The organism is Caulobacter sp. DWP3-1-3b2 (assembly GCF_049896325.1).
Lineage (GTDB): Bacteria > Pseudomonadota > Alphaproteobacteria > Caulobacterales > Caulobacteraceae > Caulobacter.
The window spans coordinates 38,137-58,421 of sequence record NZ_JAFCUB010000007.1 but is presented as its reverse complement, the minus strand read 5'-3'; the positions used below and the strand labels follow the sequence as shown (position 1 = coordinate 58,421).

Annotated in this window: 27 protein-coding genes; 14 read left to right on the top strand and 13 right to left on the bottom strand. The window is 66.6% G+C overall.

Annotated elements, in window-relative coordinates:
* Positions 1-48: 48 nt before the first annotated feature.
* Both ACP7AG_RS07335 and ACP7AG_RS07330 read right to left on the bottom strand, forming a co-directional pair.
* Entirely contained in the window at positions 49-393 is a 345-nt protein-coding gene (locus ACP7AG_RS07335; protein WP_421739545.1) for a P-II family nitrogen regulator, read from the bottom strand.
* On the bottom strand, positions 390-1,226 hold the full coding sequence (locus ACP7AG_RS07330; RefSeq protein ID WP_426030338.1) for a class I SAM-dependent methyltransferase: 837 nt from the start codon (positions 1,224-1,226) through the stop codon (positions 390-392). The genes ACP7AG_RS07335 and ACP7AG_RS07330 overlap by 4 nt, the downstream gene beginning before the upstream one ends.
* An 84-nt stretch (positions 1,227-1,310) precedes the next feature.
* On the opposite strand from ACP7AG_RS07330, the gene gloB reads away from it, so the two are divergent.
* Genes gloB through ACP7AG_RS07310 form a run of 4 tightly spaced genes read left to right on the top strand, consistent with a single transcriptional unit; the run spans position 1,311 to position 2,920 of the window.
* The gene (gene gloB, locus ACP7AG_RS07325) at positions 1,311-2,057 is read left to right on the top strand and encodes a hydroxyacylglutathione hydrolase (RefSeq protein ID WP_426030337.1); all 747 of its coding nucleotides are present in this window, start codon (positions 1,311-1,313) and stop codon (positions 2,055-2,057) included.
* On the top strand, positions 2,054-2,512 hold the full coding sequence (locus tag ACP7AG_RS07320; RefSeq protein WP_426030336.1) for a cupin domain-containing protein: 459 nt from the start codon (positions 2,054-2,056) through the stop codon (positions 2,510-2,512). The genes gloB and ACP7AG_RS07320 overlap by 4 nt, the downstream gene beginning before the upstream one ends.
* Positions 2,513-2,568: 56 nt before the next feature.
* Positions 2,569-2,754 carry a hypothetical protein gene (locus tag ACP7AG_RS07315; protein ID WP_426030335.1) on the top strand — a complete coding sequence of 62 codons (186 nt, stop codon included), beginning with the start codon at positions 2,569-2,571 and terminating at the stop codon, positions 2,752-2,754.
* A 7-nt stretch (positions 2,755-2,761) separates the two neighbouring features.
* A complete protein-coding gene (locus tag ACP7AG_RS07310) occupies positions 2,762-2,920 on the top strand; it encodes a hypothetical protein (RefSeq protein WP_426030334.1) in 159 nt (52 codons plus the stop codon).
* 202 nt (positions 2,921-3,122) lie between these two features.
* Here ACP7AG_RS07310 and ACP7AG_RS07305 read toward each other — a convergent pair whose 3' ends face one another.
* Entirely contained in the window at positions 3,123-5,024 is a 1,902-nt protein-coding gene (locus ACP7AG_RS07305; RefSeq protein WP_426030333.1) for a peptide MFS transporter, read from the bottom strand.
* A gap of 188 nt (positions 5,025-5,212) precedes the next feature.
* Here ACP7AG_RS07305 and ACP7AG_RS07300 point away from each other — a divergent pair, with 188 nt between their 5' ends.
* Together ACP7AG_RS07300 and ACP7AG_RS07295 are read left to right on the top strand one after the other, a co-directional pair.
* A complete protein-coding gene (locus tag ACP7AG_RS07300; RefSeq protein WP_426030332.1) occupies positions 5,213-5,788 on the top strand; it encodes a DUF427 domain-containing protein in 576 nt (191 codons plus the stop codon).
* Positions 5,789-5,897: 109 nt separating this feature from the next.
* A complete protein-coding gene (locus ACP7AG_RS07295; protein WP_426011228.1) occupies positions 5,898-6,056 on the top strand; it encodes a hypothetical protein in 159 nt (52 codons plus the stop codon).
* Between the two features lie 127 nt (positions 6,057-6,183).
* Here the strand turns inward: ACP7AG_RS07295 and ACP7AG_RS07290 are convergent, their stop codons facing one another.
* Together ACP7AG_RS07290 and ACP7AG_RS07285 are read right to left on the bottom strand one after the other, a co-directional pair.
* Positions 6,184-7,542, bottom strand: coding sequence for a glutamate--cysteine ligase (locus ACP7AG_RS07290; protein ID WP_426030331.1), 1,359 nt, complete (start codon positions 7,540-7,542; stop codon positions 6,184-6,186).
* A gap of 137 nt (positions 7,543-7,679) precedes the next feature.
* Positions 7,680-8,396 carry a 16S rRNA (uracil(1498)-N(3))-methyltransferase gene (locus ACP7AG_RS07285; RefSeq protein ID WP_426011226.1) on the bottom strand — a complete coding sequence of 239 codons (717 nt, stop codon included), beginning with the start codon at positions 8,394-8,396 and terminating at the stop codon, positions 7,680-7,682.
* Between the two features lie 111 nt (positions 8,397-8,507).
* Here ACP7AG_RS07285 and ppk2 point away from each other — a divergent pair, with 111 nt between their 5' ends.
* The 4 genes from ppk2 to ACP7AG_RS07265 all read left to right on the top strand — a co-directional run bounded on the left by ppk2 (position 8,508) and on the right by ACP7AG_RS07265 (position 11,325).
* The gene (ppk2, locus tag ACP7AG_RS07280) at positions 8,508-9,269 is read left to right on the top strand and encodes a polyphosphate kinase 2 (protein WP_426030330.1); all 762 of its coding nucleotides are present in this window, start codon (positions 8,508-8,510) and stop codon (positions 9,267-9,269) included.
* Positions 9,270-9,331: 62 nt separating this feature from the next.
* Positions 9,332-10,171: an alpha/beta hydrolase family protein gene (locus ACP7AG_RS07275; protein WP_426030329.1), complete on the top strand. Its 840-nt coding sequence runs from the start codon at positions 9,332-9,334 to the stop codon at positions 10,169-10,171.
* Between the two features lie 8 nt (positions 10,172-10,179).
* A complete protein-coding gene (locus ACP7AG_RS07270; RefSeq protein ID WP_426030328.1) occupies positions 10,180-10,410 on the top strand; it encodes a hypothetical protein in 231 nt (76 codons plus the stop codon).
* Positions 10,411-10,437: 27 nt separating this feature from the next.
* Positions 10,438-11,325 carry an SDR family oxidoreductase gene (locus tag ACP7AG_RS07265; protein WP_426030327.1) on the top strand — a complete coding sequence of 296 codons (888 nt, stop codon included), beginning with the start codon at positions 10,438-10,440 and terminating at the stop codon, positions 11,323-11,325.
* An 85-nt stretch (positions 11,326-11,410) separates the two neighbouring features.
* Here ACP7AG_RS07265 and ACP7AG_RS07260 read toward each other — a convergent pair whose 3' ends face one another.
* The 4 genes from ACP7AG_RS07260 to ACP7AG_RS07245 form a co-directional block, all read right to left on the bottom strand.
* A complete protein-coding gene (locus tag ACP7AG_RS07260) occupies positions 11,411-11,938 on the bottom strand; it encodes a YkgJ family cysteine cluster protein (RefSeq protein WP_426030326.1) in 528 nt (175 codons plus the stop codon).
* Positions 11,935-12,393 (bottom strand): YkgJ family cysteine cluster protein, encoded by a 459-nt coding sequence (locus ACP7AG_RS07255; protein ID WP_426030325.1) that lies wholly within the window; start codon positions 12,391-12,393, stop codon positions 11,935-11,937. Before ACP7AG_RS07255 ends, ACP7AG_RS07260 begins: the two co-directional genes overlap by 4 nt.
* 205 nt (positions 12,394-12,598) lie before the next feature.
* On the bottom strand, positions 12,599-12,943 hold the full coding sequence (locus ACP7AG_RS07250) for a VOC family protein (RefSeq protein WP_426011219.1): 345 nt from the start codon (positions 12,941-12,943) through the stop codon (positions 12,599-12,601).
* A 41-nt stretch (positions 12,944-12,984) separates the two neighbouring features.
* The gene (locus tag ACP7AG_RS07245) at positions 12,985-13,656 is read right to left on the bottom strand and encodes a class I SAM-dependent methyltransferase (RefSeq protein WP_426030324.1); all 672 of its coding nucleotides are present in this window, start codon (positions 13,654-13,656) and stop codon (positions 12,985-12,987) included.
* Positions 13,657-13,777: 121 nt separating this feature from the next.
* Between ACP7AG_RS07245 and ACP7AG_RS07240 the strand changes: the two genes are divergently transcribed.
* Entirely contained in the window at positions 13,778-14,113 is a 336-nt protein-coding gene (locus ACP7AG_RS07240) for a hypothetical protein (RefSeq protein WP_426011217.1), read from the top strand.
* Between the two features lie 49 nt (positions 14,114-14,162).
* Here the strand turns inward: ACP7AG_RS07240 and ACP7AG_RS07235 are convergent, their stop codons facing one another.
* Entirely contained in the window at positions 14,163-15,113 is a 951-nt protein-coding gene (locus tag ACP7AG_RS07235; protein WP_426030323.1) for a fatty acid desaturase family protein, read from the bottom strand.
* Positions 15,114-15,180: 67 nt separating this feature from the next.
* On the opposite strand from ACP7AG_RS07235, the gene ACP7AG_RS07230 reads away from it, so the two are divergent.
* On the top strand, positions 15,181-15,534 hold the full coding sequence (locus tag ACP7AG_RS07230; RefSeq protein WP_426011215.1) for a lysozyme inhibitor LprI family protein: 354 nt from the start codon (positions 15,181-15,183) through the stop codon (positions 15,532-15,534).
* 128 nt (positions 15,535-15,662) lie between these two features.
* Here the strand turns inward: ACP7AG_RS07230 and ubiA are convergent, their stop codons facing one another.
* On the bottom strand, positions 15,663-16,607 hold the full coding sequence (gene ubiA / locus ACP7AG_RS07225) for a 4-hydroxybenzoate octaprenyltransferase (RefSeq protein WP_426011214.1): 945 nt from the start codon (positions 16,605-16,607) through the stop codon (positions 15,663-15,665).
* Between the two features lie 125 nt (positions 16,608-16,732).
* Here ubiA and ACP7AG_RS07220 point away from each other — a divergent pair, with 125 nt between their 5' ends.
* Positions 16,733-18,193 carry a catalase gene (locus ACP7AG_RS07220; RefSeq protein WP_426030322.1) on the top strand — a complete coding sequence of 487 codons (1,461 nt, stop codon included), beginning with the start codon at positions 16,733-16,735 and terminating at the stop codon, positions 18,191-18,193.
* A gap of 90 nt (positions 18,194-18,283) precedes the next feature.
* Positions 18,284-18,517 carry a hypothetical protein gene (locus ACP7AG_RS07215; RefSeq protein ID WP_426030321.1) on the top strand — a complete coding sequence of 78 codons (234 nt, stop codon included), beginning with the start codon at positions 18,284-18,286 and terminating at the stop codon, positions 18,515-18,517.
* Between the two features lie 129 nt (positions 18,518-18,646).
* On the opposite strand, the gene ACP7AG_RS07210 is transcribed toward ACP7AG_RS07215, so the two are convergent.
* Positions 18,647-19,072 carry an NUDIX hydrolase gene (locus tag ACP7AG_RS07210; protein WP_426030320.1) on the bottom strand — a complete coding sequence of 142 codons (426 nt, stop codon included), beginning with the start codon at positions 19,070-19,072 and terminating at the stop codon, positions 18,647-18,649.
* Between the two features lie 65 nt (positions 19,073-19,137).
* Positions 19,138-20,211 (bottom strand): patatin-like phospholipase family protein, encoded by a 1,074-nt coding sequence (locus tag ACP7AG_RS07205; RefSeq protein ID WP_426011210.1) that lies wholly within the window; start codon positions 20,209-20,211, stop codon positions 19,138-19,140.
* Positions 20,212-20,285: the final 74 nt, after the last annotated feature.

Here is a 20,285-nt window from a genome sequence, read left to right as displayed (position 1 = left end):
CATGGCTGCGCTTGCCCGGCCGCTGGCCGTCATTTTTTGTTGGCGAGGCTAGCCGGCGATCGCTGCGGCGTCGCGTTCGCCGGTGCGGATGCGCAGGGCCTGTTCCAGGTCCATGACGAACACCTTGCCGTCGCCGATCTTGCCGGTGTTGGCGGTCCGCTGCAGGGCCTCGACCACCGACTCGACCACATCGGTGGGCACGGCGATCTCCAGCTTGACCTTCGGCAGCAGCTTCACCTCGTATTCGGCGCCGCGATACACCTCGGTCTTGCCCTTCTGTCGGCCATAGCCACGCACCTCGGTGACCGTCAGGCCCGACGCGCCCGCCTCGGTGACCGCTTCAAGCACGGCGTCCAGACGGCTGGGCTTGATAATGGCGACGATCATCTTCATGGCGCGGCTCTCGCTGGCGACGGTGTTTGCGACTCAAGGCTAGGCCCGGAAATCGAAGGCTCCAAGGGCCTTGCGGCATTTAGATTGCCCGGCGCCTTCCGAACAGGCGTCGGACCGGTGGGTGACGGGGCCAGCACGCCGGGCGCGAAGACCCGCACACGCTGGCGGCTGCCGCGCGGCTTGACCGCGAAGGTCTGCTTGACCGCCTCCATCAGGATCAGGCCGGCGAAGCGCGGCCACAGGCGGGCGCCAACCTGCTCGAACCCCTCGGCCCAGCGCGACATCACCGCCGTCGGCGGCACATAGAGCGCCCGCGTCCAGCCGGCGGGCTCCAGGTCGGCTTCGCGCAGCAGGTTTTCCAGTTGGTGGCGGCTGAACGGCCGGCCGTGCCCGAACGGCGTGCTCTCCGCCCCGGCCCACAGCCCGTCGCGCGAGGCCACGGCGACGATCAGTCGGCCCGAGGGGGCCATGACCCGCCAGATTTCGCGCAGAACGGCGGCCGGGTCAGCGGCCTCCTCCAGGGCATGAACGGCCAGGATGCGGTCGAACATCGCGTTGGGAAACGGCAGGGCTGTCTCCTCGACCAAGGTGGCCTGGTTGGGTTCGCCGCGGGGCCAGACCTCGACGCCCTGCGTCGCCGGCATGGCCGCAACCACGCGCCGGGCCTTGGCGCGGGCGGTGTCGAGGAAGGGCGTGGCGTAGCCCAGGCCCAGCACGTCCAGGCCCCGCGCATCGCCCCAGGCCTCCTCGACCTTGCGCCCCAGCATCTCGCGCGCCGACCGACCGAGGGGGGTGGCGTAGAAGGCTCTAAGATCGAGGACGTCGCGACGCATTGAGTCTCCTGGCAGGCGGCCTCATCTATGTAGGCGGGCGAACACCGCGCGTCACCGTTCCGTCGCCCCCAGGAGAGCCGAAGCATGTCGCTGACCGTCCACCAGTTCCCCTGCCTGTCGGACAATTACGGCTTTCTGGTGCGCGATGACGCCACCGGCAAGGTCGCGACCATCGATACGCCCGACGCCGACGCCATACTGGCGGCGCTGAAAACCCTGGACTGGAGCCTGGACCTGATCCTCAACACCCATTGGCACCCGGACCACGCCGGCGGCAACGCGGCGATCCAGGCGGCGACCGGGGCGACGATCGTCGGACCACAGGAAGTGACCCGCATCGCGCCGCTGGACCGGCCGGTGGGCCAGGGCGACACGGTCGCTCTGGGCGAGACGACCCTATCGGTGATCGACACCGGCGGCCACACCCTGGGGCACATCGCCTATTACGATGCGGCGGACCGCATCGCCTTTGTTGGCGACACGCTGTTCGCCCTCGGCTGCGGGCGACTTTTCGAGGGCACCGCCGAGCAGATGTGGGGGTCGCTGGCCAAGCTGACCGCGCTGCCGGACGACACCACCGTCTATTGCGCCCATGAATATACCGCGTCCAACGCCCGCTTCGCCCTGTCGGTGGACGACGAACCGGCGCTCAAGATCCGGGCCGATCAGGTGTTCGCCGCCCGTGAGCGCGGCGAAGCCACCGTGCCAACCACCATCGGCCTGGAGAAGGCCACCAACCCGTTCCTGCGCGCGCCGCTGCTGCGCCCCCACCTGTCGCCCGCCGAGGCGTTCGGCGAAATCCGCGCCGCCAAGGACGGTTTCAAGGGATGAGCACGCCGCCGCTCGGCCTTTCCGGCGACCTGGGCGCCAGGGAGATCATCCGCCTGCTCGACCTGGCGCCGCACCCCGAGGGCGGCTGGTACAGGCGCACCTTCGAGGACGAAGCGCCGGCAGACGGCCGCTCGGCCTCGACGGCGATCTACTATCTGCTGCAGGCGCAGGAGCTGTCGGCCTGGCATCGCATCGACGCGGTCGAGACCTGGCACTACTACGCCGGCGCCCCGATCGCTCTGACCCTGTCGCCGCCCGACGGTGTCGGCCTCACGGCCTATACGCTCGGCCCCGACCTGCGGGCCGGCTGTCGTCCGCAGGTCATCGTGCCGGTCGGCTGGTGGCAGACCGCCGTCAGCCTGGGGGCGTGGACGCTCGTCGGCTGCACCGTCGCGCCAGGGTTTCGGTTTGAGGGCTTCGAACTGGCGCCGGAGGGGTGGCGGCCGAGCGCGTGACAGGCTAGGTGACAGGCCAAATGACAGGCGTTATTGTAAGAGCACAGGAGCGCCCCATGGCTCAAACCGACGACATCGCGACCTCCACAGCCTCGCTGGAGGACTTGGAGATAGCCAAGGTGCTGGAGCAATCGAGACAGGACTCGGAGGCAGGTCTTTCGCTGCGGGGCGACGGCGCCCTAACCTATCTCCAGAAGCTCTTGGACCAGGCGCGCGCTCAAGTGTTACGCCAGACGGGCTGATCTCGCCTTGCCGCGCGACCTCGAACTCACGCCGCGTGCCAGGCGAGACCTCCAGGCCGCGAAAGATCGGTTCTTTGCCTATGCCGGCCCCACGCCTCAGGCTCTCGAGCGCATGGAAGTCCTCGTGGGCGCCATCGCGAATCTCGTGAACACGCCCGTCACCTAGCCACTGAGCGAGACATTTCCGGGTGTGCGCTGTCGCCTGGCCAGTGGCTGCCGGATTTTCTACGAAGTTCGCCCGGACATGCACGACAATCACATGGCAGGTGATGTGCGCATACTGCACGTGCGCCTGCCCGGCCAGAACGAGCCCAGCAGGGTCTGATCGTGAGAGCAGGAAGGCCCCGGATCGCTCCGGGGCCTTCTTATCAGACGGTGGAGGGCGCCGGCTCCGCCGCCGGCATGGTCGTGGTGTCGTCCGAGCCGTGTGACCACTTCTTGAGGATCGGCGACAGGATCAGGAACAGCACCCCGATACCGATCGACACCAGGCCGATGATCTTGAACACCAGCAACGACTGGGTCATGGCCGCCGCAGGGTCCAGCACCTGGCCGCCAACGGTTTCGGTCGCGGCAATGCCGGCGATCTTGCTGGCCAGCCAGTTGGCCATGGCCAGGGCCATGTACCAGACGGCCATCACGAACGAGACGATCGACAGCGGCGACAGCTTGGTCATCTGAGACAGACCGACCGGCGACATGAACATCTCGCCCGAGGTGTGCAGCATGTACATGATGACCAAGAAGACCAGCGGCATGCGGAAGGCGCCATCGGCGAAGTGAGCGCCGATCAGCAGCACCAGGAAGCCCGCCCCGACCTGGATCAGCGATAGGCCAAACTTGATCATCGGGCCCGGATTGCGGCCTCGGAAGCCGAGGAAGGTCCACATCGCGGCGAACACCGGCGCGAAGATCAGGATCCAGCCGGCGTTGATCGCCTGGGTCTGGGCGGCGTTGAACGAAGTATTGACCCAGAAGCCGCTCTTGGGATCGATCCCCGCCGCCGCCAGTTGCTCCGGCGCGCCCAGGATCACCGCCCCATTGAACCAGGTCACCGGCTTGTGCAGCAGCACCAGATCGACATTACTGGCCGCGAACAGGTTCAGGGACGAACCGGCTTGTTCGAACAGGGTCCAGAACACCACCGCGCCCAGCACCAGCACGGTGGCCAGCAGCAGCCGCTCGCGTTCGACCTTCTCGCATTTGACGAAGGCGAACCACAGGATATAGCCCAGCGAACCGAACATCCCGGCCACCAGCGTGAAGTCAACGACGGGCGTATACTGCACCACGAAGAAGACGATCCCCACCATGGCCAGCGCGCCGACATAGATCAGGCCTTCGCGGTTGATCGGGCCAACGACCGGCGCCTTGAGCGTCTTGGGTTCGGGCGGCTCGCCCTTGCCCAACAACAGGGGCTTGCCCAGCACGAAGACGATGAAGCCGGCCAGCATGCCGATGCCGGCCATGCCGAAGCCCGCGTTCCAGCCGACATTGACGCCCAGCAGACCACAGAGGATGGCCGCCCAGAACGAGCCCAGGTTGATGCCGTAGTAGTAGAGGGTGAAACCGGGATCGCGACGCGGATCGCCTTGGGGATAGAGCTGGCCCACCAGGGTGGCGACATTGGCCTTCATGAAGCCCACGCCGACGATGATCAGCGACAGGGCCAGCCAGAAGATGTTCAGATATAGCGGATCACGGTCTTCGACGCCCAGCTGATACTGCCCCTTGGGCAGCACCGAGGGAATGATCGAATTGGCCGGCAGGTTCTTGATCTCGAAGTCGCCCTGGTCATTGGCCGCCACGTCATAGGGCTTGTCGGCGATCATCATCTTGGCGACGCGTTCCTCGCCCCGGCCCGTGGCCTGAAACTCGTAGGCGTGGCCGCCATAGGTCAGGGTCTGGGTGGCCGGATGGCCCTCGACCGCCATGGTCAGGTGGCCCGCCACCAACAGGATGGCGCCGAACGCCACGGCCTTGCGGGTGCCCAGATAGCGGTCGGCCAGGAAGCCGCCGAGCAGCGGCACGATATAGACCAGCGACGTGTAGGAGCCGTAATGGCCGCTGGCTGTCTTCGAATCGAACAGGAAATGCTGGGTGAGGTAGAAGATCAGCAGGCCGCGCATGCCGTAGTAGGAGAAACGCTCCCACATCTCGGCCATGAAACAGATGATCAGCCCGCGCGGATGGCCTCGCAAGATCTGGATAAGCACGGGTATGCCGGTCACCAGCGTGACCAGGATGCCCATGGCGACAACGATATTCATTCACTAACCTTGAGATATTCAAGCGGCAGGGGCGTCGAACAGGTCGTTTCGCCCTCGCCCTCCCCATTCGGCGGGGAGAAGATCACGGGAGTCGGCGTTTCACAAGCAATGGCTTGCCGCTTTGGACCCCCCTCAGGGCCCCGCGCGTTCTGCATATAGCCGCCTTCGCGCGCTACGGGAGAAACACCATGAAAACGCCAGACCGGGATCATCCGATCACCTGCTCGCGCGAGCCGGGCCGGGTCGCGGCGCTGTTTGAAGGTCACGAGATCGCCGACAGCGACGACGTGCTGCGACTGGCCGAAGCCGACTATCCGGTGGTGCGCTATTTCCCTCGGTCCGACGTGGCCATGGACTTCCTGCAGAAGACCGACAAGGTCACCCATTGCCCCTATAAGGGGGACGCGACCTATTACACGATCTACCGCGACCGGCAGCTGATCGAGAACGCCGTCTGGTCCTACGAGACCCCGTTTCCGGCCGTGAGCCAGATCGCCGGACGCCTGGCCTTCTATCCACAGCACGTGGAATTCAAGTCCGCTGGCCAGGCCCCAGCCCAGACCGCGGCCTTGGATGACGATGTCCATGTCGATGTCGATGACGTCGTCCGCCATACCGATAGCGGTTCCGGCGCCAGCCAGGCCGAGCATTGGCAGGCCAATGTCGATACGCCCGAGGACGAAGCGCGAAAGGGCGACGACATCAAGAACGACGACGGTCGCTCGGTCGTCGGCCGCCCGTACGACGGAACCGGATCAATCTGAGCCGCGCTGATTTTTCGCGAATTACCAAGGCTTCGTTAACTATTTAGGCGCTGCAGTACGGCAGCGCTTAAGCGCGAGGCCTCCAGAGAGAGGCATGGGAAGGAACGCCATGGCCTACACTGGTTATGACTCTCGTCTTAACGCCGCCCCGCGTTCGTCGGTGCGTCAGCCGCTCCTGCCGCCCATCGCCTGGGGGCGCCTGATCGTCTTGGGCGCCAGCGTGGCCGCCTGGGTCGGGATCATCGCGGCGATGCGCGCCCTTTTTTGAGGCGCAAGCGTTTCGAGGTCCGCTTAGAGCTTTTCCCGACCTGACTGCGTCAGGCCGTGAACTCTAATCTGTTGTTTTGACGCATTTTTCTTCACGCGAACCGGAACCACTTCGCTCGAAAAATCCCCTAGTAGGCGAAATCCTCGAACACCCGATTGATGTCGCCCTTCCAGGCGCCGTGATACACCGCCAGCAGGCGCTCGGCGGGCGTTATCCCGCTGTCGGCGATCTCTTCAAGTTCGCCCAGATAGATCGTCTCATCCAGAAAGCCGCCGTTGACGTGGGCGCGCGCCTTCAGCCCTTGCCGGGCGATAGCGACGAAGTCCTTGGCCACGTCTTGGGCAGAGCGGCCGGCGACCTGAGCCTTCAGGCCTAGTTTCGGCACGTCGCGACGCAGGCCAGCGCGATCCTCGGCCGTCCAGTCCTTGCAAATGTCCCACGCCGCAGCCAGCGCCGCGTCGTCATAAAACACGCCGGTCCATAGGGCTGGCAGAGCGCAGAGGCGGCTCCAAGGTCCGGCATCGGCGCCGCGCATCTCCAGATAGGTCTTCAGCCGCACCTCGGGAAACAGGGTGGTGGTGTGGTCGGCCCAGTCCTTGATCGAGGCGCGCTCGCCCGGAAGTTCGCCGATCTTGCCGTCGATGAAGTCGCTGAAGCTGCGGCCGGCCAGGTCGATATAGCGGTCGCCGCGCTTGGCGAAATACATCGGCACGTCCAGGGCGTAGCGGGCGTAGCGCTCGAAGTCGAACCCGTCCTCGAACACGAAGTCCAGCAGGCCGGTGCGGTCGGGGTCGGTGTCGTTCCAGACATCGGCGCGGGCCGAGAGAAAGCCGTTGGGCTTGCCCTCGGTGAACGGCGAATTGGCGAACAGGGCGGTGACGATCGGCTGCAGGGCCAGGCTCATCCGGAACTTGGCGACCATGTCGGCTTCGCTGGAGAAGTCGAGATTGGCCTGCACCGTGCAGGTGCGCAGCATCATGTCCAGGCCCAGGCCGCCGACCTTGGGCATGTAGTTGCGCATGATCACGTAGCGGCCCTTGGGCATGATCGGCACCTGCTCGCGCTTCCATAGCGGCGAGAAGCCCAAGCCGAGAAAGCCCAGGCCAAGCTCGTCGGCCACGGTCTTGACCTCGTCCAGGTGCTGGCCGGTCTCCTCGCAGATGTCGTGCATGGTCAGCAGCGGCGCGCCGCTCAGCTCGAACTGGCCGCCGGGCTCCAGGCTGACATTGGCGCCGTTGCGCTCCAGCCCGATGATCACCTCGCCTTCCATCACCGGCTTCCAGCCAAAACGCTGCAGGCCGGTGAGCAGGGCGTGCACGCCCTTGTCGCCCTCATAGGGCACGGGCGTATGGTCCTTGAGGTAGAAGCCGAACTTCTCGTGCTCGGCGCCGACCCGGAAAGCCTCCTTGGGCTTGGAGCCCGAGGCGAAATAGGCGGTCAGATCGTCGAGCGTCAGCGGACGCTCCTGGCTCGCGGCTTGCGCCATCGGTCATCCCTCCCAAAACACGCATCAAGAAGGGAGGGCAAACCCTCCGACCCGCCCGCGAACTGTCGTGCAGCGCAGTAGGGCGTTTTCTTAGCGAACCTCAAGAGGGCGCGCACAGGGTTTCGCGACAGGCGGCGCTATCTCCAATCCCCTGCCGCCGCCTGCCACAGGGTCATGGCGGCGATCGCCGCCGTATCCGCGCGCAGGATGCGGGGGCCCAGAGACACCGGGATGACGAAGGGCAGCGACCGCAAGCGTTCGCGCTCCTCCGGCGCGAAGCCGCCTTCGGGGCCGATCAGGATGGCGGCCGGCGGGGCCGTAGCGGCCAAGGCCTCGATCATCGGCCGGGCGTCGCCGCCCTCGTCGCAGAAGATCAGCCGGCGCGCCGGGTCCCAGTCATCGAGAATCTTTTCCAGCTTCATGGGGTCGTCGATCACCGGCACATCCAGCCGTCCGGTCTGCTCGGCGGCCTCGATGGCGATGGCGTCCAGCCGCCCCAATTTCAGGAAATCCACATTGGTCCGCCGGGTCTGGGTCAGGCGCACGCGGCGCGCGCCCAGTTCCGCGGCCTTCTCGACGATGGTCTCGACCCGGCCGCGCTTGACCATGGCCACCACCAGGTCGAGGTCCGGCGCATGGTCCTGCTCGCGGGTCTGTTCCTCGCAGCGCAACAGGCAGCCGCGCTTGCCGGCCTCGGTCAGGCTGGCGCGCCACTCGCCATCTTGGCCGTTGAACACCAGGATCTCGGCGCCGACCTCCAGCCGCATCACGGCGGTCAGGTAGCGCGACTGATCGACGGAGGGCGCGACGCCCGCGCCGAGCTTCAGGGGATGGGGAACGAAGAGACGGATCATGGCGCTCTTCTAGAGCGTTTTGGAGCGAAGTGGATATCGGTTCGCGTGAAGAAAACGCGTAAAAACAACGACTCTAGCGCAACTGCACGTTCCGGGGGTAGGCTCTGCGCCATGAGCAAGACCGACGACTACGAAGCCGAGCTTCGCGACCTGCAACTGGCCCTGGTCGGCCTGCAGCGACAGGCGATGAAAGAGGGCTGGAAAACCGTCGCGATCTTCGAAGGCCGCGACGCCGCCGGCAAGGACGGGGCCATCGCCCGGCTGACCGAGCACGCCCACCGCCGCGCCACCCAGGTGATCTCCCTGCCCGCCCCCAGCGATCGCGAGCGTAGCGAGTGGTACTTCCAGCGCTATGTCGCCCACCTGCCCGGCGCCGGCGAGGCCGTGGTGTTCAACCGCTCCTGGTACAACCGGGCCGGGGTCGAGCGGGTCATGGGCTTTTCCAAGCCCGACGAGCAGGAGCAGTTTTTGCGTGACGTGCCGGCCTTCGAGCTGATGCTGGTGCAGAACGGCGTGCGCCTGACCAAGTTCTGGCTCGACATCGACCGCGAGACCCAGGCCGAACGGCTGGAAGCGCGGCGCGAGGAGCCGCTGAAGGCCTTCAAGGTCAGCGATCTGGACGCCGTGGCCCAGGCCAAGTGGGAAGACTACAGCGCCGCCCGCGACGAGATGCTGATGCGCACCCACTCGACCCCGGCGCCCTGGGTCTGCGTGCGCGCCAACCACAAGAAGGCCGCCCGGCTGAACATCCTGCGCTACATGCTGCACGCCTCGGCCCCGAAAAAGCTGCTGAAGGGGATAGAGCGGCCGGATTCCGAGGTGGTCTTCAAGTTCGAGCCGGCGGCGCTGACGGATGGGCGGCTGGCGCGCTGAGGGCTCGGCAACCCCGCATTTCGGGGCTTGCCCTCCCGGCCGGGCCGCATAGCATCGCGGTCATGAAAGCTCTGGCCTGTCTCACCGTCATCGGGGCTCTGCTCCTGGCCGCGCCCGCCAGCGCCCAAATCCACGAGCGCATCTATCCCGCCCCAACGGCCCCGCTCGACCTGGCGGGTCTGCCGACCGGCGCCGTGATTAACACCGTCCGGACCGCCGACGGACTGACCCTCAAGGGGCTGGAGATCGCGCCGCGAGACGGCAAGCCGACCTTGCTGATGTTCCACGGCAACGGCTCGAGCGCGGCGACCTCGATGCGCTGGCTCGCGCCGTTGCTCACCGAGGGCTATGGCTTGGTGGCGGCGGAATACCGCGAATACAGCGGCAATCCGGGTCGGGCCAGCGAGGCAGGACTGGCCGCCGACGCGGACGCGTTCTTCGCGCGAGCCCGTGTCGTGTCGGGGGGCGGAAAACTGATCGTGGTGGGACACAGCCTGGGTGGCGGCGTCGCCTTTGGTCTGGCTCGGCGGCAAAAGCTCGACGCACTGGTGACCATCGGCACGTTCACCGATCTTCGAACCATGGCCCCGGCGGCGGCCCGATGGATGATCTCCGACCGCTATGACAACGCCGGCGCGATCGTCACGCTCGACGAGCCTTGTTACCTCGTGCACGGCACGGCGGATCAGGTCGTGCCCTACGCCCATGGCCAAGCGTTGCGCGCCGCCGGGTCGAAGGCTCGCAAGAACGGCGCGCTGTTCACCGTCGGTGGCGCGGGCCATGGTCCCGACGGCGCGGTCCTGGCGATGATCCTGCGCGCCGTCGCGGCCAAGACCCAGGGCGGCGGCGTGATGAAGGTTCAGCTGCCGCCAGGGGTTCAGTTGACGCCGTTCGGCTCCTGACTGTGCGAATGGTCGGTGACATAGAAGGTCTCCGGCTCGGCCTCGATCAGCATCTCGCGCTGGTCGAAGGTGATCCCCGGACAGACCGGGGCGTCGCCGTCGTCCCACAGCCGGGTCAGAACTTCCCGTGGGCCTTCAGTCAGGCATGGCCGCAGGACGTGCCGTCGGCGACGCCGGGCAGGCTGAAGGCGAAGGCGCGCACCGCGTCGAAGGTCATGGCCAAAGATCCCGTGGGCTGACGTATCGCTGCAGACTATAGGGACAAGATGGACGCTGAAAACACCCTCTTGCAGCCTGGCGCTCCCTCGGGCCTTGCCTCGCCTGTGCTCGTGCTGGGGGCCACCAGCCTGATCGGGCGGTTCCTGCTGGCGCGGCTGAGCGCGGCGGGGATCGAACCCATGGCGCTGAGCCGTCGGCCGCCCAGCGACGATATCTGCTGGGTGGACGCGGATCTCGGCGATCCGGACCTGGCCAAGGCGCTGCCACAGGTGGGCACGGTGTTCTCGCTGTCGCCGATCTGGCTGCTGCCCCGGGCCTTGCCGGCCCTGAAGGCGCGCGGCCTGAGCCGACTGGTGGCCTTTTCCTCGACCAGCCGCTTCACCAAGCAAGACTCGCCCGAGGCCTCCGAACGGGCGGTCGCCAAGGCGCTGGCCGATGCGGAAGCTGAGGTGGAGGCGTTCTGCGCCGCCCAAGGCGTCAGCTGGACCATCCTTCGCCCGACCCTGATCTATGTCGAAGGTCGCGACGGCAATGTCAGCCGGCTGGCCAGCCTGATCCGGCGGTTCAAGGTGCTGCCGCTTTCAGGAGCGGGGGCGGGTCGGCGCCAACCCGTCCACGCCGAGGACCTGGCGATCGGCGCCTTGGAGGCGGCCCAGGCGCCGGCGGCCTCGAACAGAGCCTATGACCTGACCGGCGGCGAGATCCTGACCTACCGGGTCATGGCTGAGCGGGTTTTCCAGGGGCTGGGCCGTCGCCCGGCGATCCTGACCCTGCCGCCGTGGCTGTTTCGCGGGCTGCTGACCCTGCTGAAGCCCTTCTATCCCGGCGCGACGGCGGCCATGGGCGACCGCATGGCCCAGGACTTGACCTTCGACGACGGCCCGGCGCGGGCCGACTTCGGGTGGTCGCCGCGAGATTTTCATCCACGGTTCTGACGCGCGGATACCGCATGGGGACACACATTCCTCCCACGGTCAGAGGTAGCGGGATCAGGGCGGCGGGGAGAGTGTGTGTCCCCGGCTAGACCGCCGCCCCTTCCATGTCGCTCAGCACCATGGCGAACGGCGCCTGGGCGCCGTCGCGCTCGACATAGCCGCTGACCAGCTTGTGGTCGGGATTGAGGACGCCCAGATCAACGTCCTCGGTCGGGAACATCACCACGCGCCGGTCGCCGGTGCAGACCAGCAGCTCGTAACCGTCATGGGCCCGGCGCGACATGGCCTTCAGCCGTGAATAGTAGGGCTCGCGCTTCCAGGCGACCGGCTTGCCCGGATCGACCACGACGTTCAGCCGTTTGCCGTCCCGGTCCGAATACATCAGGAAGCCCGCCTTGTCGGGTCGCCAGGCGGCGTCCAATCGCTCCGAGCTCAGCCACAGGCAATGGAAGCTTTGGCAGGCCGACGGACGGCCGTGATAGTCGCCGCAGCCCGACCCCTTGCGGAACACGCCGCACCAGCGGCCTGCCGGTTTGTCTAGCTCGCTGATGTGCAGCACCTTGCAGCACATGCCGCAGTCGCCGCAGGACTTGGAGGGGGCCACATCGGTCATGCGGGCATCTCGCGCACCAGGCCATGATCGATGTCGCGATCGGCCAGGATCTCGAAGCCGCGGCGGCCCACCAGGACGTAGAGGGTCCCGCCCTTGGCCGCGCCGCGTGCCGCCCAATCGCGGAACGTGCCGTGGAACGGGGCCCTTCGCCAGGCCTCGGGCGAGGCCGGATCGACCTCGACGATCAGGCCCTGACCGGCGTTCTCGCGATGCACCACGAACCTGGCCCGGTCCGGCCGCCAGCGGTCATCGAGGTTGGGCGCCCGCAGCCAGTAGCAGGAGAAGCTGGCGCAGGCCGTGGGCCGGGTGTCATAGATCGCGCAGCCGGCGCCTTTGCGGTAGTGGCCGCACCAGGCGTGCGGCGCCTTGTCGATGGCCTTGACGCCCATCAGCTTGCAGCACATCCCGCAGTCGCCGCAGGTCCTGGCTGGCGTCGCCTCGCCCACTGTCGTCATCCCCTGGATCGTCAGGAGACGGATTTATCGCGGTTTCATGACGGTTTTTCCGTCGGACCAAATACCGCTCGCCCCGGCGAACGCCGGGACGAGCGGCGCAGGCCTAGAGCAAGCCGCGCGATATAGGAATCGCACGGCTTGCTCTAGATTTTTGTTTTGGCATCGCTTTTGCGGAAAACCGGTGGCCACTTTTCCGCGCGATGCTCTAGGTCTCGCTCCAGACCCCCAGCTCGTTTCCCGACGGATCGGTGAAATGGAACCGCCGGCCGCCCGGAAAGGCGAAGATCGGCTTGGTGATGGTTGCGCCGGCCGCCGCCACCTTGGCCAGCATGGCCTCGATGTCGTGGGCGTAAAGCACCACCAGCGGCCGGTCGGTCGCGCCTTCTTGCGGCGTCGTGAAGCCGCCGTCCGCGCCCTGGCCCTCGAAGGCCGCGTAGTCGGGACCGTAATCGACGAACGACCAGCCGAAGGCGGCGGTGTAAAAGGCCTTGGTGGCCGGCAGGTCGCTGGCGAGCCATTCGATATAGTCGATCTTGCCGTCTTCGCGCATGACTTCTCCTAACGATGTTCTTGGATTGTTCTGGTCCAGGCTCAAGGCAGAGTCCAGACGCTGGTGCGCTTGACCGCCGTGTCCTCCAGCTCTCGGGTCGTCGCCACCTGATATTCGGCCAGTTTCACCAGGCCCTCCTTGGGGAAGTAGGTGCGGCCAGGATCGCCGATCAGCACCATCGCGCCCGCCGCCCGTCCTAGCGCCAGCCAGGCCATGACCGCCTCGGCCATGGGGCGCTCGTAGCAGATGTCGCCGGCCAGCAGCACGTCAGCTGCCGGCGGCGGGGCGTTCAACAGATCGACCTGGGTGAAGGCCACCGCGACGCCGTTGACCTCGGCGTTGAGGCCGACGGCGGCCTCGCAGAACACGTCGATATCGGCAGCCAAAACGCTGACCGCCCCGGCTTTCATGGCGGCGATGGCCACCAGGCCCGAGCCGCTGGCGAAGTCGATGACGCGTTTGCCCGCCACGGTCTCGGGATGGTCGAGGATGTAGCGCGCCAGGGCCTGACCGCCCGCCCAGGCGAACGCCCAGAACGGCGGCGGCAGGCCGAGCTCGGCCAGGGCCTGTTCGGTCAGCTGCCAGATCGGCGTGATCTCGTCAGCCAGATAAAGCTGGAGCTCGGGCGTGTGAGGCGGGGCTTGGAGGCGGGTGTTCTCGACGATAAAGGCCCGGCGGCCGGCGAGGGTCTGGTCGATGGTGAGAACTTTCATGTCGACTTTGCGACAACCGAAATTTGCGACAACCGAAAGGTGCTTGACGAACCACCGCAACCGTTTAGCGGTTGATCACGGCTAGGCTTCTGGCTGTTGTTAGTGCTCCTGGGGGAATATCATGAAGTTCAATAGCCCGCTCGCCTCTACGGCGATCATTTTTGCATGTCTGTCGCTCGGCCTCAGCGCGTGCGCCACCAATCAGAAGATCTCGACCAATCAGCTGTCGGACAGCTCCCTGACCTGCGCCCAGATCGCGTCGCAGGACAAGGAGCTCGACGTCATTCTGGAAAAGGCCAAGCACAACAAGGGTGTGAGCGGGGCCAATGTCGCCGCCGTGCTGCTGTTTTGGCCCGCCGCCGTGGGCAACTACATGGACGCCGACAAGGCCGAGGAACTGGTCGTGAAGCGCAAGGCCATCTTGGCCGAGCTGCACAAGGCCAAGAGCTGCAGCTAAGCAAAGGCCCGCCCGTTGGCGTCGCCAACGGGCGGGTATTAATGAGCTCCTAGGCCGGCGCCTTGCCGGACGCAGCCTTCAGCACCGACAGATAGCCTGGCGCGGTGAGCATGTTTCCCGTCAGGCCCTTCGCCACAAGCAGGCGATGCGCCTTGGGCAGGTTCCAGCACGGCATGTGCATGAACAGATGATGCTCGGCGTGGAAATTGACGTAATAGGGCGCGATCAGGGCTCGCTCGATCCAGCTGGCCTGGGTGGTCCGCGCATGGCGGAACGGGTCGGGCTCGTCCTTGGCCACCAGGGCGTGCTCGGCGATGTTGCGCAGCCGGGTGACCAGCGGAAACCAGGTCGCCATCGGCACGATCCATAGCGCCAGCCACGCCCACCACAGGCCCGCCGCGCTGAGCACGACCAGCAGCCCCAGGTTCCACAGCAGGAACGGCCTCTGCCGCGCCGCCTCGCCGGCGAACACGCTGCCGGCGGGCTGGCCATCGGCGCGGCCCTTGAGCTTGGCCAATAGCGGCCCGAACCGCTGCTTGAAGAAGGTCTGGCCGGTCAGGTCACGGACGATCTTGCGACGCAGGGATTTCCGGGTCGTGGGGAATGGGGCTGACAGGATCAGGTCTGGATCCTCGGCCTGCTGGGCGAACTTGTGGTGGGTCAGGTGATAGGGCCGGTAGCTGGCGAGACTGGCCCCGGTCGGCGCCGCGCACAGCCATTGGCCCACCCAGTCATTGACCTTGAGGTCGGGGTGCAGACCGCCATGCGCCGCCTCGTGCATCAGGATCGCCAGGCCCAGCTGCCGCGCCCCGATCAGCATCACCGCCAGGATGTAGGTCAGCGGGTTGGGCCAGAGCACGAACACCGCCCCGGCCGCGACGATCACCGCCCAGGCGTGGGCGACCAGCGCGACGCCCTTCCACCGCGAGCGCGCCGACAGCGGCGCCCATTCGGCGGGGGTGAACAGTTCCTGCGGCTTGATACGGGTCGCGACGGCCATGGAACGACCATGCCACAGTCAGCTTCTGGCTTACAGAATGACGCTACGTCACAGCTCGGAGACCTTCATGCGCCTTGTCCTCACCGCCCTCGCCCTGACCTTGGTCGCGGGGACCGCCCTCCCTTCTGTAGCGGGGGCCGCCAGTTTCAACTGCGCCAAGGCTCGCACCGCCGATGAAAAAGCGATCTGCGCCAACCTGGCCCTGAACGACAAGGATGTGCGGATGTCGGTGCTGTACGACATCAACCGCAAGACCCTGGCCATGGGGGGTCGCGGTTCGCTGGAGGACGCCCAACGCCAGTGGCTGCGCGACCGCAGGACCTGCGGCGCCAACCGCGCCTGCCTGAACCGGGCCTATGACCGCCGCCTGAGCGACTTGGATCGCAGCATGGAGCGCATTTACACCAACGGCCCGTTCTAGCTGTCATCCCGGACAAGCGCGCAGCGCGAAGATCCAGGACCGAGGCGTGGACGCCGGCGCTTCCGGCGGTCCGGGATCTGCGGCTCTACGGGCCTTGTCCGGGATGACAACCGTAGTGGGTGTGGCGCCTAAAACCCCGCCGGCTTCCACGCCCCCGCCACCAGGGCCAGGAACAGCACGAAGCCGGCATGGGTGTTGGACTTGAACAGGGCCAGCGCCCCGACCGGATCGTCCATCCGCAGGGCCGCCGCCTGGCGTGACAGGTGCACAGCGAACAGCGCCGCCAGCGGCAGGAACACGGGTCCCACCCCGCCGACCCAGGCCGCGGCGATCACCAGCACGAAACAGGCGATATAGAAGACCAGCACCCCGCGGGGCGCGGCCTCGCCCAGCCGGCGGGCCGAGGATTTCACCCCGGCCAAGGCGTCGTCTTCGAGGTCCTGCACCGCGTAGATCGTGTCGTAGCCCAGGGTCCAGAAGATGCCCGAGGCATAGAGCAGGGCGGCGGCCCAGGTCAGGCTGTGGGTGGCCGCAGCGAAGCCCAGCAGCGCGCCCCAATTGAAGGTCAGGCCCAGCCAAGCCTGCGGCCACCAGGTGATGCGCTTCATGAAGGGATAGGCCGCGACCAAGGCCAGGGAAGCGATCCCCAGGCCGATCGCTAGCCAGCCGAGTGTGATCAGGATCAGGAAGCTGACCGCGCAGCAGCCGATCACGAAGGCCCAGGCCTGCTTGACGCTGATCAGTCCCGCCGGGATCGGCCGCATCGCCGTGCGGCTGACCTGGGCGTCGAAGTCGCGGTCGATAATGTCATTGAAGGCGCAGCCGGCCGCCCGCATCAAAGCCGCGCCGAGGAAGAAGGCGATCAGCAGCCACGGATTGGGCCATTGCCCCTTGCCCGCCGCCGCCAGGGCGATGCCCTGCCAGCCGGGCAGCATCAGCAGCCAGATTCCCGCCGGACGGTCAAACCGTCCCAGCTTCAACCAGGGCCGCAGGGCCGGCGGCGCATGGCGATCGACCCAGTTGCCGGCGGCGGCGTCGGGCAGGATGGCGGTGTCGGGTTCGCTCATGGGCAAGGCTTAGCGCGACGCCCGCCGCCCGACCACCTCATAGAATTTTCCGATGACTTCGCAAGAAACGATCAATTGGATTAATCTCTGCGCCGCGGTCAAGGTGAACCATCAAACACGGCGAGGCGACCATGACCAAGACCACCTTGACCACCACGGCCGGCGCACCGATCGCCGATAACCAGAATTCGATCAGCGCCGGTCCGCGCGGTCCCCTGCTGATGCAGGACTATCAGCTGATGGAAAAGCTGGCCCACCAGAACCGCGAGCGGATCCCCGAGCGGGTGGTCCACGCCAAGGGCTCGGGCGCCTACGGGACCCTGACCGTGACGCAGGACGTCACCCGCTACACCAAGGCCGCCTTCCTGTCGGAGGTGGGTAAGCAGACACAGGTCCTGATGCGCTTCTCCACCGTGGCCGGCGAGCGCGGCGCCGCCGACGCCGAGCGCGACGTTCGCGGCTTCTCGATCAAGGCCTACACCGAGCAGGGCAACTGGGACATGGTGGGCAACAACACCCCGGTGTTCTTCGTCCGCGACCCGCTGAAGTTCCCGGACTTCATCCGCACCCAGAAGCGCCACCCGGTGACCAATCTGCGCTCGCCGACGGCGATGTGGGACTATTGGTCGCTGAGCCCCGAGAGCCTGCACCAGGTGACGACGCTGTTCAGCGATCGTGGCCTTCCTCAGGGCTACCGGTTCATCCACGGCTTCGGCAGCCACACCTACAGCTTCCTCAACGAGGCCAATGAGCGGGTTTGGGTGAAGTTTCACTTCAAGTCGATGCAGGGCATCAAGAACTGGACCAACGCCGAGGGTAACGCCATCATCGCCAACGACCGGGAAAGCGCCCAGCGCGACCTGTTCGAGGCCGTCGAGACCGGCGACTTCCCCCGCTGGCGCTTCTGCATCCAGGTGATGACCCAGGCCCAGGCCGAAACCTTCCGCTGGAACCCCTTCGACCTGACCAAGGTCTGGCCGCACGCCGAATATCCGCTGATCGAGGTCGGGATCGTCGAGCTGAACCGCAATCCGGACAACTATTTTGCCGAGATCGAACAGGCCTCGTTCAGCCCCTCGAACGTGGTGCCCGGCATCGGCTTCTCGCCCGACAAGGTGCTGCAGGCGCGGATCTTCGCCTATGCCGACGCCCACCGCTATCGGATCGGGACCCACTACGAGGCCCTGCCGGTCAACCGTCCGATCGCCCCGGTTCACACCCAGCACGCCGACGGCGCGATGCGCCTGGACAGTCCGCCGCGCACCAACGCCTGGTACGAGCCCAACAGCTTCGGCGGACCGGTCGAGGACAAGGCCTTCGTCGAACCAGCCCTGCCGCTGGAGGGCGACGCCGACCGTTTCGACCATCGGCGGATCAGTGACGACTATACCCAGCCTGGCGACCTGTTCCGCCTGATGAACGCCGACCAGCAGCGCCAGTTGTTCGACAATATCGCGGCGGCCATGCACGGCGTGCCGGTCGAGATCCAGCAGCGCCAACTGGTCCACTTCCACCGCGCCGATCCGGCCTACGCGGCCGGCGTCGCCCACCGCCTGGGGCTGACGATCGAGAGCCTCGTCGCCGCGCAATAGCGATCGCCGCTGTTTCACAGGCCCGAGACGGGCCGTCACGCATTCACCCAGCGTGGCGGCCCGCCTCCACAGTCTTGAAAGTTCCATTTGATGTCTTCCGCCGTCAATCGTTTCGAAGCCTGGACCTTGCTGGCTCTGGGCCTCGCCGCCGGGATCGTCCTGCCCCATCCCGTGACCACCGCCCTGTGGACCGCCGCCGCGCGAGCCTTTGACCGCGCCGGCGACGCCGGGATGGTCACGCGCCTGACCTCCGGCACGAAGTTTGGCTCGCGGATCCGGGCGGCGCTGCTGGGAAACACATCGCCGCACCTGCGCTTTGCCTGACGGCGAATCCACTCACGGGCGGGGACACACACTCATTCCACGGCCCTTGCACACTTGGCGCGGGCAGCGGGATGGGCGTGTGTCCCCAGCTGATCCGCCGCGCTTCAGGGCTACCGCGCAAGCCAGGCCCTATCCCCCAAACCGCTCAAACGTCTGCTCAATCACCGCCCGCGTCACATCCCACTCCACCGCCGCCAGCGCCTCGGCCAGCGTGAAGAACCGCGCCTCGGCCGCATCGTCGCCAGCTACAGGATCGCCCGCCACCCACCGCGCGGCATAGTCGATCATCAGGTAATGCCGCGTCGTCTCGCCGGTCGTCCGCGACGTGAACAGCCCGTCCACCACGTCGACAAGCCCCAGCAGCACGGCCTCGACGCCCGTCTCCTCGGCCAGTTCGCGCAAGGCCCCGGCGCGAGTGGTCTCACCCCGTTCCAGCCGGCCGCCTGGTAGGCTCCACTGGCCCAGTCGGGGCGCGGTGCCGCGCTTGATCAGCAGGACCTGGTCATCACGCAGGCAGATGACGCCGACGGTGGGTACGGGGAGGAGTTCGGACATAGGGGTAGAAGCCATGGCGGGCCTGATAGGCTCCGTGCTCGTCGCTGTCATCCCTGGCCAGGCTGTTACGGAAACCCGTTCTTCAGGTCCAGGCTCGAACTCACCCCCACCTTGGTCAGGTGGTTCCCCAACCAGGCGTCGGCCGCCTTGCGGCCCCGGTCGCGCAGGTCGGTCAGGAAGCTCCACTCGGTGTCGAACTTGCTGCCCAGCGACAGGTCGGCCAAGGCCTTGTCGGCGGTGATGGCGTGCATCAGCATCCTGCGGTAGCGGCCGCGGGCGGTGTCCTTGAGCAGCCCCTCGTCGAGAAGCTTCTGCACGAAGCCGATGGCCCTCAGCTCGCTGGCGAGCGCCGCGTTGAAAGTGATCTCGTTCAGCCGATCCATGATCTCGCCCGGCGTCTTGGGCGTCTCGTCGCGGACGAAGGGGTTGAGGCTGACCAGCAGGATATCATCGGGCGTGTCGTCGTAGAACAGCGGCCATAGCGGCGGATTGGCCAGAAAGCCGCCGTCCCAATAGGGCTCGCCGTCGATCTCGACCGCCTGGAACACCTGGGGCAGGCAGGCGCTGGCCATGATGTGGCGGGCGGTCAACTCGGTCTCGCGGAAGACCTTCAACTTGCTGGTGCGCACGGCCGTGGCGGCGATGTAGAGCTTGATCGGCGAGCGCTCGCGCAGCGCCTTGAAGTCGATCTCGCCTTCCAGGGCGTCGTGCAGCGGATTGAGGTTGAACGGGTTGAACTCGTAGGGGCTCATCGACAGGGCGAAGGTCTCGGCCATCCGCCAGCCGGGGGTGTTTTTCAGCCAGTCGGTCCCGCCGGAAAAGGCGTTGGTCCAGATGCTGGTGTCGCCAAACACGTTGCGCCCGCCGTTGCGGTTGACCTGTTTCCAGAAGCGTTCGAGCCGGGTCTTGGCGGCTTCTCGTCCATTGGCGCGGCCTCCGTCGATCAGGCCCTGGGCTAGGCAGACGGCGTTCATCGCGCCGGCCGAGGCGGCCGTCACCGCATGGATCTCGATGTCTTCCTCCTCGAGCAGGCGGTCGATCACCCCCCACTCGAAAGCCCCGTGCGAGCCCCCGCCCTGCAGGGCGAGGCTGATGGGCTTGGGGCCCGAGGGCTTTTTCTTGAACGGACCGATGGGCATGGAGAAGCTCCGAGTTCAGACGGTCCCGACGCTCCCCCCACTCCGTCTTCCCGGCGAAGGCCGGGAAGACGGAA

What these genes read in the sequence shown, in the direction of transcription:
- ACP7AG_RS07335 (WP_421739545.1), bottom strand. Translation starts at nt 393, where the DNA reads ATGAAGATGATCGTCGCCATTATCAAGCCCAGCCGTCTGGACGCCGTG.
- ACP7AG_RS07330 (WP_426030338.1), bottom strand. Translation starts at nt 1,226, where the DNA reads ATGCGTCGCGACGTCCTCGATCTTAGAGCCTTCTACGCCACCCCCCTC.
- gloB (WP_426030337.1), top strand. Translation starts at nt 1,311, where the DNA reads ATGTCGCTGACCGTCCACCAGTTCCCCTGCCTGTCGGACAATTACGGC.
- ACP7AG_RS07320 (WP_426030336.1), top strand. Translation starts at nt 2,054, where the DNA reads ATGAGCACGCCGCCGCTCGGCCTTTCCGGCGACCTGGGCGCCAGGGAG.
- ACP7AG_RS07315 (WP_426030335.1), top strand. Translation starts at nt 2,569, where the DNA reads ATGGCTCAAACCGACGACATCGCGACCTCCACAGCCTCGCTGGAGGAC.
- ACP7AG_RS07305 (WP_426030333.1), bottom strand. Translation starts at nt 5,024, where the DNA reads ATGAATATCGTTGTCGCCATGGGCATCCTGGTCACGCTGGTGACCGGC.
- ACP7AG_RS07300 (WP_426030332.1), top strand. Translation starts at nt 5,213, where the DNA reads ATGAAAACGCCAGACCGGGATCATCCGATCACCTGCTCGCGCGAGCCG.
- ACP7AG_RS07295 (WP_426011228.1), top strand. Translation starts at nt 5,898, where the DNA reads ATGGCCTACACTGGTTATGACTCTCGTCTTAACGCCGCCCCGCGTTCG.
- ACP7AG_RS07290 (WP_426030331.1), bottom strand. Translation starts at nt 7,542, where the DNA reads ATGGCGCAAGCCGCGAGCCAGGAGCGTCCGCTGACGCTCGACGATCTG.
- ACP7AG_RS07285 (WP_426011226.1), bottom strand. Translation starts at nt 8,396, where the DNA reads ATGATCCGTCTCTTCGTTCCCCATCCCCTGAAGCTCGGCGCGGGCGTC.
- ppk2 (WP_426030330.1), top strand. Translation starts at nt 8,508, where the DNA reads ATGAGCAAGACCGACGACTACGAAGCCGAGCTTCGCGACCTGCAACTG.
- ACP7AG_RS07275 (WP_426030329.1), top strand. Translation starts at nt 9,332, where the DNA reads ATGAAAGCTCTGGCCTGTCTCACCGTCATCGGGGCTCTGCTCCTGGCC.
- ACP7AG_RS07270 (WP_426030328.1), top strand. Translation starts at nt 10,180, where the DNA reads ATGGTCGGTGACATAGAAGGTCTCCGGCTCGGCCTCGATCAGCATCTC.
- ACP7AG_RS07265 (WP_426030327.1), top strand. Translation starts at nt 10,438, where the DNA reads ATGGACGCTGAAAACACCCTCTTGCAGCCTGGCGCTCCCTCGGGCCTT.
- ACP7AG_RS07260 (WP_426030326.1), bottom strand. Translation starts at nt 11,938, where the DNA reads ATGACCGATGTGGCCCCCTCCAAGTCCTGCGGCGACTGCGGCATGTGC.
- ACP7AG_RS07255 (WP_426030325.1), bottom strand. Translation starts at nt 12,393, where the DNA reads ATGACGACAGTGGGCGAGGCGACGCCAGCCAGGACCTGCGGCGACTGC.
- ACP7AG_RS07250 (WP_426011219.1), bottom strand. Translation starts at nt 12,943, where the DNA reads ATGCGCGAAGACGGCAAGATCGACTATATCGAATGGCTCGCCAGCGAC.
- ACP7AG_RS07245 (WP_426030324.1), bottom strand. Translation starts at nt 13,656, where the DNA reads ATGAAAGTTCTCACCATCGACCAGACCCTCGCCGGCCGCCGGGCCTTT.
- ACP7AG_RS07240 (WP_426011217.1), top strand. Translation starts at nt 13,778, where the DNA reads ATGAAGTTCAATAGCCCGCTCGCCTCTACGGCGATCATTTTTGCATGT.
- ACP7AG_RS07235 (WP_426030323.1), bottom strand. Translation starts at nt 15,113, where the DNA reads ATGGCCGTCGCGACCCGTATCAAGCCGCAGGAACTGTTCACCCCCGCC.
- ACP7AG_RS07230 (WP_426011215.1), top strand. Translation starts at nt 15,181, where the DNA reads ATGCGCCTTGTCCTCACCGCCCTCGCCCTGACCTTGGTCGCGGGGACC.
- ACP7AG_RS07220 (WP_426030322.1), top strand. Translation starts at nt 16,733, where the DNA reads ATGACCAAGACCACCTTGACCACCACGGCCGGCGCACCGATCGCCGAT.
- ACP7AG_RS07215 (WP_426030321.1), top strand. Translation starts at nt 18,284, where the DNA reads ATGTCTTCCGCCGTCAATCGTTTCGAAGCCTGGACCTTGCTGGCTCTG.
- ACP7AG_RS07210 (WP_426030320.1), bottom strand. Translation starts at nt 19,072, where the DNA reads ATGTCCGAACTCCTCCCCGTACCCACCGTCGGCGTCATCTGCCTGCGT.
- ACP7AG_RS07205 (WP_426011210.1), bottom strand. Translation starts at nt 20,211, where the DNA reads ATGCCCATCGGTCCGTTCAAGAAAAAGCCCTCGGGCCCCAAGCCCATC.